The organism is Pseudomonas sp. FA-1, from assembly GCF_056856075.1.
Map to the genome: position 1 here is coordinate 256821 of NZ_JBWXTH010000004.1, position 13606 is coordinate 270426.

The window sequence follows — 13606 nt, forward strand, 5'->3', positions numbered from 1 at the left end:
GTTAACCTCGCGTCTCGACGCTGGCGGCCAGGATCGCCAGCACCAATTGCTGGAAGTCCAGGCCGGCCGCGCGGGCCGCCATGGGCACCAGGCTATGGTCGGTCATGCCGGGTGCGGTGTTGACTTCGAGCAGCCAGAACCGGCCCTGCTCGTCCTGCATCACGTCCAGCCGGCCCCAGCCTTCGATGCCAATGGCATCGCAGGCGCGTGCGGTCAGGTCGATCAGTTCCTGTTCCTTGGCACTGTCCAGTCCGCACGGGATGCGGTACTGGGTGTCATTGGCGATGTACTTGGCGTCGTAGTCGTAGAACACATGCGGGGTGCCCAGCGCGATCGGCGGCAGCACCTGGCCACGCAGCACCGCGACGGTGAACTCCGGGCCGCGAATCCACTGTTCGACCAACACTTGGGAATCGTACTTGGCGGCATCCTTCCAGGCAGCGACCAGCTCTTCGACGCTGTTCACCTTGGCCATGCCGATACTGGAACCTTCATGGGCCGGTTTGACGATCAAAGGGAAGCCCAGTTCCGTGCCGGCCTCGACACAATCGTTTTCGTTACCCAGCACGGCGTGGCGCGGGGTCGGGATGCCCAGGCTTTGCCAGACCTGCTTGGTACGCAGCTTGTCCATGGCCAGCGCCGAGGCGAGGATGCCGCTGCCGGTGTAGGGAATGCCCAAGCATTCCAGCAGGCCCTGCATGCTGCCGTCTTCGCCGCCACGACCATGGAGGATGATGAAGGCGCGGTCGATCTTCTCGCTCTGCAGGCGAGCCAGCAGGTCATCGCCTACGTCGATGCCGACCACGTCGACACCGGCGTCGGTCAGTGCCTGCAGCACGGCCTTGCCAGACTTGAGCGAGACTTCGCGCTCGGCGCTCTTGCCTCCGTACAGCACGGCGACCCGCCCGAAGGCCTTCACGTCCAGGGTGGAATGCAACTTGGCGTATGCGCTGCTCATTTCGACTTCTCCGGGCTGGCGACGGCGCCAGCGAACAGCGGGCTCTTGATCAGTTGCGGGGCCAGGCCGCCGATGTCACCGGCGCCCTGGCACAGCAGGATGTCATCGGCGCGCAGCAGCGGCTTGACCAGCGGTGCCAGGTCGACACCACGCTCGATGTAGATCGGGTCCAGCTGGCCGCGCTGGCGGATGCTGTGGCACAGCTGGCGGCTGTCGGCACCGGGGATCGGCTCTTCGCCGGCCGGGTACACCTCCATCAGCAACAGCACGTTGGCGTCGGCCAGCACCTGCACGAAATCGTCGTACAGGTCGCGGGTACGGCTGTAGCGGTGCGGCTGGTAGACCATCACCAGGCGCCGGCTCGGCCAGCCGCCACGCACCGCCTTGATCACCGCAGCCACTTCGGTCGGGTGGTGGCCGTAGTCGTCGACCAGCATCACGCTGCCACCTTCGACCGGCAGCTCGCCATACACCTGGAAGCGTCGACCGACGCCCTGGAAGCCGGACAGCCCCTGGACGATGGCTTCGTCGCTGATGCCTTCGTCAGTGGCAATGGCGATGGTGGCCAGGGCATTGAGCACGTTGTGGTTGCCCGGCATGTTGACCGAAACGTCCAGCGGCTCGCGGTCGCGGCGCAACACGGTGAAGTGCGTTTGCATGCCCTGCTGGCGCACGTTGATCGCGCGGATGTCGGCCTCGTCGCTGAAGCCGTAGGTGACGGTCGGGCGCTTGACCTGCGGCAGGATCTCACGCACCACCGGGTCGTCCAGGCACATCACCGCCAGGCCGTAGAACGGCAGGTTGTGCAGGAATTCGACGAAGGTTTTCTTCAGCTTGTTGAAGTCGCCTTCATAGGTGGCCATGTGGTCGGCGTCGATATTGGTGACCACCGCGACCATCGGCTGCAGGTGCAGGAAGCTGGCGTCGCTCTCGTCGGCCTCGGCGATCAGGTAGCGGCTGGTGCCGAGCTGGGCGTTGGTGCCGGCGGCAGTCAGGCGGCCGCCGATGACGAAGGTCGGGTCCAGGCCGCCGGCGGCGAATACCGAAGCCAGCAGGCTGGTGGTGGTGGTCTTGCCATGGGTGCCGGCCACGGCGATGCCATGGCGGTAGCGCATCAGCTCGGCGAGCATCTCGGCGCGCGGCACCACGGGAATGCGACGTTCCAGGGCGGTGGCAACTTCCGGGTTGGCCGGGTTGATCGCGCTGGATACCACCAGCACATCGGCGTTGGCCGCGTTCTCGGCGCGGTGGCCGACGAAGATCTCGGCACCGAACGACTCCAGGCGCTCGGTAACCGGCGAGGCCTTGAGGTCGGAGCCGGACACCTGGTAACCCAGGTTCAGCAGCACTTCGGCGATGCCGCACATGCCCACGCCGCCGACACCGACGAAGTGGATACGACGGATACGGCCCATCTTCGGCTGGGGCATGGCTTTCTGGCTCTCAACCATGGGCCACCTCCAGGCAGATGTCGACCACGGTGCTGGTTGCGGCAGGTTTGGCCAGGCGCCGTGCGGTGCTGGCCATGGTGTTGAGTTTCTCGGGTTGCATCAGCACCTCGTTCAGGCGTTCAGCGAGCTGCGCTGCGCCAGTTGTCGCTTGTGGCATCAGGAAGGCGGCGCCTTCACGTGCCAGGTATTGGGCGTTATGGGTCTGGTGGTCATCGATGGCGTGGGGCAAGGGCACCAGCACCGAGGGCAGGCCTGCGGCCGCCAGTTCGCTGACGGTCAGGGCACCGGCCCGACAGACCACCATGTCGGCCCAGCCATAGGCGTGGGCCATATCCTTGATGAAGGGCTCTACCTGAGCCTCGACCCCGGCCTCGCGATAACGCTCGGCGGTGATCGGCGCATGCTGCTTGCCGGCCTGGTGGAACACCTCGGGGCGTACACTGGCGGGCACTTCCGACAGGGCCTTAGGCAGCAATTTGTTCAATGGTTCCGCACCCAGGCTGCCGCCGAGTACCAACAGGCGTGCACGGCGCTCGGCCAGGGGCGTGCGATGGGCGTCCAGGAACAGTTCCGGGCGTACCGGATTGCCGGTGGTGCGGCGCTTGTCGCTGGCCCCGAAGGTGTCCGGGAAAGCCTCGCAGACACGGGCCGACAATGGCACCAGCAGCCGATTGGCGGTACCGGCCCGGGCGTTCTGCTCGTGGATCACCAGCGGAACGCCGCACAGCCGTGCGGCAACGCCGCCGGGGCCGGTCACATAACCGCCGAAGCCCAGCACGCATACCGGCTTGAGCTGACGAATGACACGCCGCGCCTGGAGCACAGCCTTGACCAAGGTGAACGGCGCCTTGAGCAGCGACAGCTTGCCCTTGCCGCGCAGGCCGCTAACCTGGATCAGGTGCAGCGGCAGGCCCGCCTGGGGCACCAGTTCGTTCTCGATGCCACGCGGGGTACCCAGCCAGTGCACGCTGTAGCCGCGGGCCTGGAATTCGCGGGCACAGGCCAGGGCCGGGAACACATGCCCTCCGGTGCCGCCAGCCATGATCAGGACGTTCTTGCCGTCAGCGGCCATGATAGGTCTCCTCGGCAAAATCGCTTTCCTTGAATTCGTGCTCCTCGCTGCCCAGGTGCGTGCGGCTCTCCCATTCGATGCGCAGCAACAAGCCCACACAGGCACAGCAGATCACCAGGGAACTGCCGCCGTAGCTGAGGAACGGCAAGGTCAGGCCCTTGGTAGGCAGCAGGCCGACGTTCACACCGATGTTGATCAGGAACTGGCCGATCCACAGGAAAGCCAGGCCGAATGCCATGTAGGCGGCGAAGAACTGCTTGGCCTTCTCGGCCCATAGGCCGATGTACAGGGCACGCACGGTGACGAAGACGAACAGCGCCACGGTGCACAGCGAGCCGACCACACCCAGCTCCTCGGCCAGTACCGAGAACACGAAGTCGGTGTGCGCCTCGGGCAAGTAGAACTGCTTCTGCACACTGTTGCCCAGGCCCACGCCCAGCCATTCGCCGCGACCGAAGGCGATCAGCGCCTGGGTCAGCTGGTAGCCGGAACCGAACTGGTCGGCCCACGGGTCGGTGAAGGTGATCAGGCGCGCCATCCGGTAGGGTTGCGCCTGGACCAGGACGAACACCGCCACCACCGCCAGCGCCACCATCAGGCTGAAGCGGAACAGACCCACCCCGCCGAGGAACAGCATGGCCGCCGCGGCGCCCATCATGACCACGGTGGCCCCGAAGTCCGGCTCCATCAGCAGCAGGCCCGCCATCGGCAGCAGGACGATGAACGGCTTGAAGAAGCCCATCCAGCTTTCGCGCACTTCCTGTTGCCGGCGAACCAGGTAGCCAGCCAGGTAAATGACCACGAAGACCTTGGCGATCTCCGAAGGCTGGACGTTGAAGAAGCTGAAGCCGATCCAGCGCATCGAGCCGTTCACTTCCCGGCCGATGCCCGGCACCAGCACCAGTACCAGCAGGCCGAAGGCGCCAACCAGCATGGTGAAGCCCATGCGTTGCCAGGTGGCGATCGGGACTAGCAGGGTGGCGCCGCAGGCGACCAGGCCCAGGGCTACATACACCAAGTGCCGGAACATGTGGTACAGCGGGTTGCCCGACTGTACCGCGGCGACTTCCGACGACGCCGAGGTGATCATCACCAGGCCCAGGCCGAGCAGCGCCAGGCAACCGGCGAGGAAGGCGAAGTCCAGGTCGATGCCGCGACCGCTGATCAGTGGCGATGGGTAGGGCTTGAGGATGCCGAAGATCATGCCAGCCCTCCCGCCGCCTGGGCGAACAGGCGCCCGCGTTCTTCGAAATTCTTGAACATGTCCAGGCTGGCGCAGGCCGGCGACAGCAGCACGGCGTCCCCTGGCTGGGCCAGCTCGGCGCACTGCTGCACCGCTTCGTCCAGGGTCTTGACCCTGACCTGGCGCACGCCCTCGCCCAGCGACTCGGCCAGGCGTTCAGCGTCACGGCCGAGCAGCACCACCGCGCGGCAGAAACGCGCCACCGGTTCGCGCAGGGCAGAGAAATCTGCGCCCTTGCCATCGCCACCGGCGATCAACACCAGCTTGCCGTCGATATCCGCGCCCAGGCCTTCGATCGCCGCCAGGGCGGCACCGACATTGGTGGCCTTGGAGTCGTCGTACCAGTTGACGCCATTGCGCTCGCGCACCCATTGGCAGCGGTGGGCGAGCCCGGCGAATTCGCGCAGGGCCTCGAGCATCGGGGCGAACGGCAGGCCCACGGCATGGCCCAGGGCCAGGGCGGCCAGGGCGTTGCTCTGGTTGTGGGCACCACGGATCTTCAGCTCGCGCACCGGCATCAATGCCTGGAACTCGAAGGCCAGGTGCTTCTCGCCGTTCACTTCACGCAAGCCGAAGGCCTTGAAGTCCGGAGTATTGAGACCGAAGGTCCAGCATGGGCGGCCTTCGACCGGCAAAGGCCGGCTCAGGGCGTCCTGGCGGTTGACCACCACCTGACGCGCGCCACGGAAGATCCGGTGCTTGGCCAGGTGATAGGCCGGCAGACCGCTGTAGCGGTCCATGTGGTCTTCACTGATGTTCAGCACGGTGGCCACTTCGGCGTTGAGCTGGTCGGTGGTCTCCAGCTGGAAGCTGGACAGCTCAAGAACGTACAGCTCCACGGCGTCGTCCAGCAGGTCCAGCGCTGGAGTGCCCAAGTTGCCGCCCACGGCCACGCGCTTGCCGGCCTTGGCCGCCATCTCGCCGACCAGGGTGGTCACGGTGCTCTTGGCATTGGAACCGCTGATGGCGACGATCGGCGCCTTGGCGAAACGTGCGAACAGCTCGATGTCGCCGGACAGCTTCACGCCACGTGCGGCAGCCTGCTGCAGCGCCGGGGTGGCCAGGGCCAGGCCAGGGCTGACATAGAGTTCGCTGGCGCGGCACAGGAAGTCCACGTCCAATTCGCCACAGCGCACTTCCACCTGCGGGTATTCACGGCGCAGGGTGTCCAGTTCCGGCGGCTGCTCGCGGGTGTCGGCGACCGCAAAGGCGATGCCCCGGTTCGCCAGGAAACGAACCAGGGACATGCCGCTCTTGCCGAGGCCGACAACGATGCGGAATTGGTCGGAAGCGATCAGTGACACGCTCGTCTACCTCAGTTTCAGGGTGGCAAGGCCGATCAGCACCAGAATCACGGTGATGATCCAGAATCGGACGATCACTCGCGGCTCGGGCCAACCCTTGAGTTCAAAGTGGTGGTGAATCGGCGCCATGCGGAACACGCGCTTGCCGGTCAGCTTGAAGGAGGCCACCTGGATCACCACCGAAAGGGTCTCCATGACGAACACGCCGCCCATGATGAACAGCACGATCTCCTGGCGCACGATGACCGCGATGGTGCCCAGGGCCGCGCCCAGCGCCAGTGCGCCGACGTCGCCCATGAAGACCTGGGCCGGGTAGGTGTTGAACCACAGGAAGCCCAGCCCGGCGCCGATCAGCGCGCCGCAGAACACGATCAGCTCGCCGGCGCCCGGCACGTAGGGGATCAGCAGGTATTCGGCAAATTTCACGTTGCCCGACAGGTAGCAGAAGATGCCCAGGGCACCGCCGACCATCACCGTCGGCATGATCGCCAGGCCATCGAGACCGTCGGTCAGGTTGACCGCATTGCTCGAGCCGACGATAACGAAATAGGTCAGCACGACGAAGCCGATGCCCAGCGGGATCGTCACATCCTTGAGCATCGGCACGATCAGGGTGGTCTCTACGCTGGTCGGCGCAGTCATGTAGAGGAACACTGCGGCCCCCAGACCGAACACCGACTGCCAGAAGTACTTCCAGCGGCTTGGCAGACCGCGGGAGTTCTTCTCGATCACCTTGCGGTAATCGTCGACCCAGCCGATGGCGCCGAACAGCAGGGTCACGATCAGCACGACCCAGACGTAGCGGTTGGTCAGGTCGGCCCATAGCAGGGTGCTGATGCCGATGGCGGACAGGATCAGCGCACCGCCCATGGTCGGGGTGCCGGACTTGGACAGGTGCGATTGCGGTCCGTCGTTGCGCACGGCCTGACCGATCTGGCGAATCTGCAGGGTACGGATCATCCACGGCCCCAGCCACAGCGCCAGGGACAATGCGGTCAACACGCCCAGGATCCCGCGCAGGGACAGGTACTGGAAGACCGCGAAGCCCTTGTGGAACTGTTGCAGATACTCAGCCAACAGCAGCAGCATTAATGTTTCTCCCCGCTGGCACCGCACAAGGCCGCCACGACGTTTTCCATCGCAGCGCTGCGCGAGCCCTTGATCAAGATAGTGGTGTCGCTGGCAGTCTCGGCGCGAACGGCATCGATAAGCTCAGCCTGAGTAGCGAAATGACGGCCATTGGCACCGTACGCCGCAACCGCATGGGCCATGTTGGTACCCACTGCGTACAGGGCGTCGACCTTGCCGCGTGCATAGTCGCCCACCTGACGGTGGCCTTCCTGCGCCCATTGCCCCAGTTCGCCGATATCCCCGAGCACCAGGACGGTGCGGCCGGAAAAGCCGGCGAGTATATCAATGGCGGCGCACATCGAGGTGGGATTTGCGTTGTAGCTGTCGTCGATCACCCGCACGCCATTGGGCGCGATCTGCGCCACGGTACGGCCCTTGACCGGTTGCACAGCGCTAAGGCCTGCGGCGATACCGCTCAGGCCCAGACCGACGGCATGGGCGGCGGCTGCGGCAGCCAAGGCGTTGCTGACGTTATGGATGCCCAGCAGGTTCAGTTGCACCGGGACGCTGCCGTCCGGGCCATGCAAGGTGAACGACGGGCAGCCCCGGGCGTCGCGACCGATGTCGCTGGCGTGGAAGTCGGCCTGCGGGTTGTCCAGGGCGAAACTCAGGACGCGGTGCTCGCCCGCACGCCTGCGCCAGGTATCGAAGGCCTTGTCGGCCAGGTTGAGGATGGCGGTCCCCCCCTCGCTCAGGCCTTCGAGGATCTCGCCCTTGGCCTCGACGATCTTCTCGGGGCCACCGAACTCGCCCACATGGGCAGTGCCGGCATTGTTGATGATGACCACCTGGGGTTGGGTCAGGCCGACGGTGTAGCGGATCTCGCCGATACGCGAGGCCCCCAGCTCGATCACCGCGGCGCTGTGTTCAGGCGCGATCTCCAACAAGGTCAGCGGCGCGCCGAGGTCGTTGTTCAGGTTGCCACGGGTCGCCAGCACCGGGCCACGGGTACGCAGGATGCTGGCCAGCATTTCCTTGACCGTGGTCTTGCCGCTGGAGCCGGTGATGGCCACCACCGGCTTGTCGAACGCGGCACGGTTCAGGGCGCCGAGCTGGCCCAGGGCGACGCGGCAGTCTGCGACCAGCAGCTGCGGCAGGTCGACATCGGCGACTTCGCGCTCGACCAGGGCGGCGACGGCGCCCTTTGCCTTCACATCGGCCAGGTAATCGTGACCATCGAAACGCGGCCCGGCCAGGGCGATGAACAGCTGGCCGGTGGCCACGGTCCGGCTGTCGATGCTCACGCCGGTGAAGCGGGCATCGGCACCGACCACACGCGCCTGCAGCGGCGCGGCCAGCTGGCTGAGTGTCATGGGCTTAAGCATCGGTCGCCTCCCAGGCTGCAAGTGCCTTTTCGGCTTCGATCAAGTCGGAGAAGTCATGGCGCTGGCCGTCGATCTCCTGATAGTCCTCATGCCCTTTGCCGGCCAGCACGATCACATCGTCAGCCGCAGCCGTGGCGATCAGGTGGCCGATGGCCTCGCCACGGCCGGCGACGAACTCGACCTCGGCGGGCCTGGCAAAGCCGGGGCGGATGTCATCGAAGATCCGCAGGGGGTCTTCGGTGCGCGGGTTGTCATCGGTGACCAGCACGCGATCGGCCAGGCGTTCGGCCACTTCGGCCATCAGCGGACGCTTGCCGCGATCGCGGTCGCCACCACAGCCGAACAGGCACAGCAGGCGGCCGTGGGCGTGGGGGCGCAAGGCTTCCAGTACTTTTTCCAGGGCGTCCGGGGTGTGGGCGTAGTCGACCACCACCAGCGGCTTGTCGCCGCCTCCCAGACGCTGCATGCGACCGACTGGGCCTTGCAGCTGCGGGGTGACCTTGAGGATTTCGTCCAGCGGGTAGTCCAGCGCCAACAGCGTGGCGACCGCGGCGAGCATGTTGCTCAGGTTGAAGCGGCCCAGCAACTGGCTGCGCAGGGTATGTTCACCCTGGGCGGTGACGAGGATGGCGCGCACGCCATCGTCATCGAAATGGGCTTCGCGGCAGAACAGCGAGGCGTCCGGGTTTTCCAGGCTGTAGCTGAGCAGCCGGGTTTCGACATGCTCGGGGCTCGGACGCCGGGCAAAGTCTTCAGCCAGGCGACGCCCGAACTCATCGTCCAGGTTGACCACCTGGCAACGCAGGTTCGGCCAGGCGAACAGCTTGGCCTTGGCGGCCTCGTAGGCCTCCATGCTGCCGTGGTAGTCCAGGTGATCGCGGGACAGGTTGGTCATCACCGCGATATCGAAGGCCAGGGCGGCGACCCGGCCCTGTTCCAGGGCGTGGGAGGAAACTTCCATGGCCACGGCCTTGGCGCCACCTTTCTTGAGGTCGTTCAGGGTCGCCTGCACAGCGATAGGGTCTGGGGTGGTCAGGCGGCCGCTGCGCAGCTCGCCATAGAAACCGGTACCCAGCGTGCCGATCAGCCCGCAGCGCTGGCCCAACGCATCGAGGGCCTGGGCCACCAGCTGGGTGACGCTGGTCTTGCCGTTGGTACCGGTGACACCCACCAGGTCGAGCTGGCGGCTGGGCTCGCCGTAGAAGCGCCCGGCGATCTCCGACAACTGGCCGATCAGGCCACGCACCGGGATCAAGGGCGCCTCGGTGAGCGGCAGGACGCTGGCGCCCTGCTCTTCGTAGGCTACGGCGGCAGCGCCGCGAGCCAGTGCATCGGCAATGTGCGCACGGCCGTCGACCTTGGCACCGGGCACCGCCAGGAACAGGTCACCCGGCCGGACCAGGCGGCTGTCGAGGGTCAGCTCGCGGATCAACGGATCGCGGCTGGCATGGGCGAAAAGCTTGCTCAATGGCATTGTCATCAACCACGCCCTCCATTGGCGGGTACTGCGCTGGCCTGCTGGGTCTGGGGCTGGGTCGCCGAAGGGGCCGGTGGCGGTGGCAGGTTGTCCGGCGGCACGTTCATCAGGCGCAGGGTGCCCGACATCACCTTGCTGAATACCGGGGCCGATACCAGACCGCCGAAATAGCCACCCTTGCTCGGCTCGTCGATGACCACGACGATGGCGTAGCGCGGGTCGCTCATCGGGCCGAAGCCCGCGAACAACGAGCGGTAGGCGTTTTCCCGGTAGCCCTTGGCGCCCACGGAAACCTTACGCGCCGTACCCGACTTGCCGCCCACGTGATAGAACGGCACCTGCGCACGGAACACGCCCCGCGGCGCCTCGATCACCTGTTGCAACATCGCTTGGACGGTCTCAGCCGTATCTTTCGGGATCGCCTGCACAGCATCAGGAGCCTTGTCGACCTTGACGATGGACAACGGCACCATCTTGCCGTCGTTGGCCAAGGCCGCGTAGGCATGCACCAGTTGCAAAGCGGTCACCGAAACGCCATAGCCATAGGACAAGGTGGCGGTTTCAGCCTTGCGCCACTCACGATGGTTAGGCAGGTTGCCAACGCGCTCGCCCGGGAAACCCAAGCCGGTGTATTGGCCAAGCCCCAGTTGCGACATGACCCGGTAGATCGCCTCGCCGCCGATGTCGAAGGCGATCTTGCTCATGCCCACGTTACTGGAGTTGATCAGGATGCCGGTCAGGTCGAGGATCGGCCCCTCGCTGCGGGACACGTCCTTGATGGTGTAGCGGCCGATCTGCAGGCTGCCGGGGTAGACCTCGACCTTGTCGGTAGGTTTCCAGCGACCGCTCTGCAGGGCGGCACTCATGGAGATCGGCTTGACCGTGGAGCCTGGCTCGAACACGTCGATGATCGCCCGGTTGCGCATGGCCGCGGGGAACATGCTGCGGCGGTTGTTCGGGTTGTAGGTCGGCTGGTTGACCATGGCCAGGACCTCGCCGGTCTTGACGTCCATGATCACCAGACTGCCGGCCTTGGCTTCCTGCTCGGCGATGGCGTTGCGCAGCTCGCGGGTGGCCAGGTATTGCAGGCGCAGGTCGATCGACAACGCCAAGGTCTTGCCGGCCTTGGCGTTCTTGGTCACCTGGATGTCCTTGATCAACCGGCCGCGCCGGTCCTTGATCACCTGCCGCTTGCCGGGCACCCCGGCGAGCCATTCGTCATAGGCCAGCTCCACCCCTTCGCGACCGTGGTCGTCCAGGTCGGTGAAACCGACCATGTGCGCGGTGACATCACCGGCCGGATAGAAACGCCGGAATTCCTCCATGCCGTAGACACCCGGCACCTTGAGGTCAAGCACCTGCTGCCCCTGCTCCGGGGTCAGGCCTCGCACCAGGTAGATGAATTCCTTGCCGGCCTGCTGGGTCAGGCGGTCGGCCAGCTGCTGCGGGTTCTGCCCGAGTGCGGCGGCCAGTTGTGGCCAGCGCTCGCGGGAGGCCTGCATTTCCTTGGGGTTGGCCCACAAGGTGGTGACCGGCGTACTGACTGCCAACGGCTCGCCGTTGCGGTCGGTGATCAGGCCACGGTGCGCGGGAATGGGAATATGGCGCAGGCTGCGGGCATCGCCCTGGCCCTTGAGGAAGTCGCGATCGACCACCTGCAGGTCGATGATGCGCCAGGCGATCGCGCCGACCATCAACGCCAGCAATGCGATCACCACCCGGAAGCGCCAGGGGTAGAGTGCGCCTTCAAGCTTCATCATGGCGCCACCATCCGCACTTCGTCAGCGGCCGGCACGCGCATCTTCAATTGCTCGGAGGCCAGGTTCTCGATACGGCTGTGAGCCGTCCATGTGCTTTGCTCGAGGATCAGCCGGCCCCATTCGGCCTGGGCCTTGTCACGCTCGTTCAGTTCACCGTACAGCGTGTTGAGCAGTTGGCGGTTCCAATGGGCGCTGTAGGACACGGCAATGGCCGAAACCAGGACGCCGACGAACAGCAGAAGCATCAGGAAGCTTCCGCCTGGCAGGGGCTTGGCGAACAGCCGGCTCACCGCAATTTCTCCGCCACCCGCATGACGGCGCTGCGCGCCCGCGGGTTGGCCTTGAGTTCGGCTTCAGAGGCGAACTGTGCTTTGCCGATCAGGCGGATCTTCGGCTCGAACACCTTGTGTTGCACCGGCAGGTTGCGCGGCAGGTTGTCCGCCTCGCCCTTGGCCAGTTTGCGCATGAACAGCTTGACGATGCGATCTTCGAGCGAGTGGAAGCTGATCACCGCCAGGCGGCCACCGACCTCCAGCGCCTCGATAGCAGCCTCCAGGCCCGCCTCCAGGTCGCCCAGTTCGTTGTTGACATGGATGCGCAGGCCCTGGAAGGCGCGGGTCGCCGGGTTCTTGCCCTTCTCCCAGGCCGGGTTGGCGACCTTGAGGACTTCGGCCAGGTCGGCCGTGCGGGTGAACGGCTGCTGCTCGCGGCGCTGCACCACGGCGCGCGCCATGCGCTTGGCGAAACGCTCTTCGCCGTACTCCTTGAAGACACGGGCGATTTCTTCTTCGGGCGCGGTGGCGATGAACTCGGCAGCGCTGATGCCCTGGTCCGGGTTCATGCGCATATCCAAAGGGCCATCATTGAGGAAGCTGAAGCCGCGCTCTGGGTCGTCCAGCTGCGGCGACGACACGCCCAGGTCGAGCAGTACGCCGCTGACCTTGCCGTCCAAGCCACGCTGGGCGACTTCATCGCCCATCTCGGCAAAGCTGCGCTGCACAATGACAAAGCGGCCGTCTTCGGCCGCCAGCGCTTGCCCCGTGGCAATCGCTTGTGGATCTTTGTCGAAGCCCAGCAGCCGCCCTTGCGGCCCGAGCTTGCTGAGGATCAGGCGGCTATGCCCGCCCCGGCCGAACGTGCCGTCCAGATAGCAACCGTCGGCGCGCAGGGCCAATGCCTCGACAGCCTCGTCGAGCAGCACGGTGATGTGGTTGAAGCCGCTATCTATCGTCACAGGATCAGGTCACGCAAATCGTCGGGCATGGCGCCCGGTTGTTGGATAGCTGCAAGATCAGCTGCCGAAACCGCGTTCCAGGCATCCTCATCCCACAGCTGGAATTTGTTCAGCTGCCCCACCAGCATCGCCTTCTTGTCGAGCTTGGCGTATTCGCGCAGGCGGGGCGGTACCAGGAAACGGCCACTGCCATCGAGCTCCAGGTCCACCGCATTACCGATCAGCAAACGCTGCAAACGGCGGTTTTCCTCACGCAGCGACGGCAAGGCACGCAACTTGGCTTCTATCTGTTCCCACTCATCGAGGGGATAAACACACAAGCAGGGGTCCACCGCGTCGATGGTCACGATCAATTGACCATTGCAACGCGAATCGAGCTCGTCACGGTACCGACTCGGCATGGCGAGTCGGCCCTTTGCATCGAGGCTGACGGCGTTAGCTCCGCGGAACACGGCTGCGATTCCCCACAATGTTAGCTTTTTTGTGTCAGAAAACCCACTTCATCCCACTTTCTGCCACTTGCGCACACTATAGGAATCCGTCCGGCACACCGTCAAGGCACGTTCAGAAGGAAATCCCTTACAGGACGGAGATTTAGCGCAACAAAGGAAGGAGGAAGCATTACCGGAAGGAAAAACTGGCGAGAAAAAT

General features: G+C 65.3%; 12 protein-coding genes. All 12 read right to left on the bottom strand.

Going from position 1 to position 13606, the window contains the following annotated elements; translation table 11 throughout:
- Position 1 precedes the first annotated feature (1 nt).
- The 12 genes from AC1MHZ_RS09950 to mraZ are packed head-to-tail and all read right to left on the bottom strand — an operon-like array spanning position 2 to position 13407.
- On the bottom strand, positions 2-958 hold the full coding sequence (locus AC1MHZ_RS09950; RefSeq protein WP_084857285.1) for a D-alanine--D-alanine ligase: 957 nt from the start codon (positions 956-958) through the stop codon (positions 2-4).
- On the bottom strand, positions 955-2409 hold the full coding sequence (gene murC, locus AC1MHZ_RS09955) for a UDP-N-acetylmuramate--L-alanine ligase (RefSeq protein WP_482966305.1): 1455 nt from the start codon (positions 2407-2409) through the stop codon (positions 955-957). Before murC ends, AC1MHZ_RS09950 begins: the two co-directional genes overlap by 4 nt.
- Positions 2402-3481 (bottom strand): undecaprenyldiphospho-muramoylpentapeptide beta-N-acetylglucosaminyltransferase, encoded by a 1080-nt coding sequence (murG, locus tag AC1MHZ_RS09960; protein WP_084857281.1) that lies wholly within the window; start codon positions 3479-3481, stop codon positions 2402-2404. Before murG ends, murC begins: the two co-directional genes overlap by 8 nt.
- Positions 3471-4685, bottom strand: a complete 1215-nt coding sequence (gene ftsW / locus AC1MHZ_RS09965; RefSeq protein WP_084857279.1) for a putative lipid II flippase FtsW — start codon at positions 4683-4685, stop codon at positions 3471-3473. The genes murG and ftsW overlap by 11 nt, the downstream gene beginning before the upstream one ends.
- The gene (gene murD, locus AC1MHZ_RS09970; protein ID WP_084857277.1) at positions 4682-6028 is read right to left on the bottom strand and encodes a UDP-N-acetylmuramoyl-L-alanine--D-glutamate ligase; all 1347 of its coding nucleotides are present in this window, start codon (positions 6026-6028) and stop codon (positions 4682-4684) included. Before murD ends, ftsW begins: the two co-directional genes overlap by 4 nt.
- Positions 6029-6034: 6 nt before the next feature.
- Positions 6035-7117 carry a phospho-N-acetylmuramoyl-pentapeptide-transferase gene (gene mraY, locus AC1MHZ_RS09975; protein WP_084857275.1) on the bottom strand — a complete coding sequence of 361 codons (1083 nt, stop codon included), beginning with the start codon at positions 7115-7117 and terminating at the stop codon, positions 6035-6037.
- Positions 7117-8484 (bottom strand): UDP-N-acetylmuramoyl-tripeptide--D-alanyl-D-alanine ligase, encoded by a 1368-nt coding sequence (locus tag AC1MHZ_RS09980; RefSeq protein WP_482966306.1) that lies wholly within the window; start codon positions 8482-8484, stop codon positions 7117-7119. The genes mraY and AC1MHZ_RS09980 overlap by 1 nt, the downstream gene beginning before the upstream one ends.
- Complete coding sequence (locus tag AC1MHZ_RS09985) at positions 8477-9964, bottom strand: UDP-N-acetylmuramoyl-L-alanyl-D-glutamate--2,6-diaminopimelate ligase (protein WP_084857271.1); 1488 nt, start codon at positions 9962-9964, stop codon at positions 8477-8479. Before AC1MHZ_RS09985 ends, AC1MHZ_RS09980 begins: the two co-directional genes overlap by 8 nt.
- Positions 9964-11718: a peptidoglycan D,D-transpeptidase FtsI family protein gene (locus tag AC1MHZ_RS09990; protein ID WP_172403020.1), complete on the bottom strand. Its 1755-nt coding sequence runs from the start codon at positions 11716-11718 to the stop codon at positions 9964-9966. The genes AC1MHZ_RS09985 and AC1MHZ_RS09990 overlap by 1 nt, the downstream gene beginning before the upstream one ends.
- Positions 11718-12011, bottom strand: coding sequence for a cell division protein FtsL (gene ftsL / locus AC1MHZ_RS09995; protein ID WP_070092339.1), 294 nt, complete (start codon positions 12009-12011; stop codon positions 11718-11720). The genes AC1MHZ_RS09990 and ftsL overlap by 1 nt, the downstream gene beginning before the upstream one ends.
- A complete protein-coding gene (rsmH, locus tag AC1MHZ_RS10000) occupies positions 12008-12955 on the bottom strand; it encodes a 16S rRNA (cytosine(1402)-N(4))-methyltransferase RsmH (protein WP_084857267.1) in 948 nt (315 codons plus the stop codon). Before rsmH ends, ftsL begins: the two co-directional genes overlap by 4 nt.
- Entirely contained in the window at positions 12952-13407 is a 456-nt protein-coding gene (gene mraZ / locus AC1MHZ_RS10005) for a division/cell wall cluster transcriptional repressor MraZ (RefSeq protein ID WP_011535546.1), read from the bottom strand. Before mraZ ends, rsmH begins: the two co-directional genes overlap by 4 nt.
- Positions 13408-13606 lie beyond the last annotated feature (199 nt).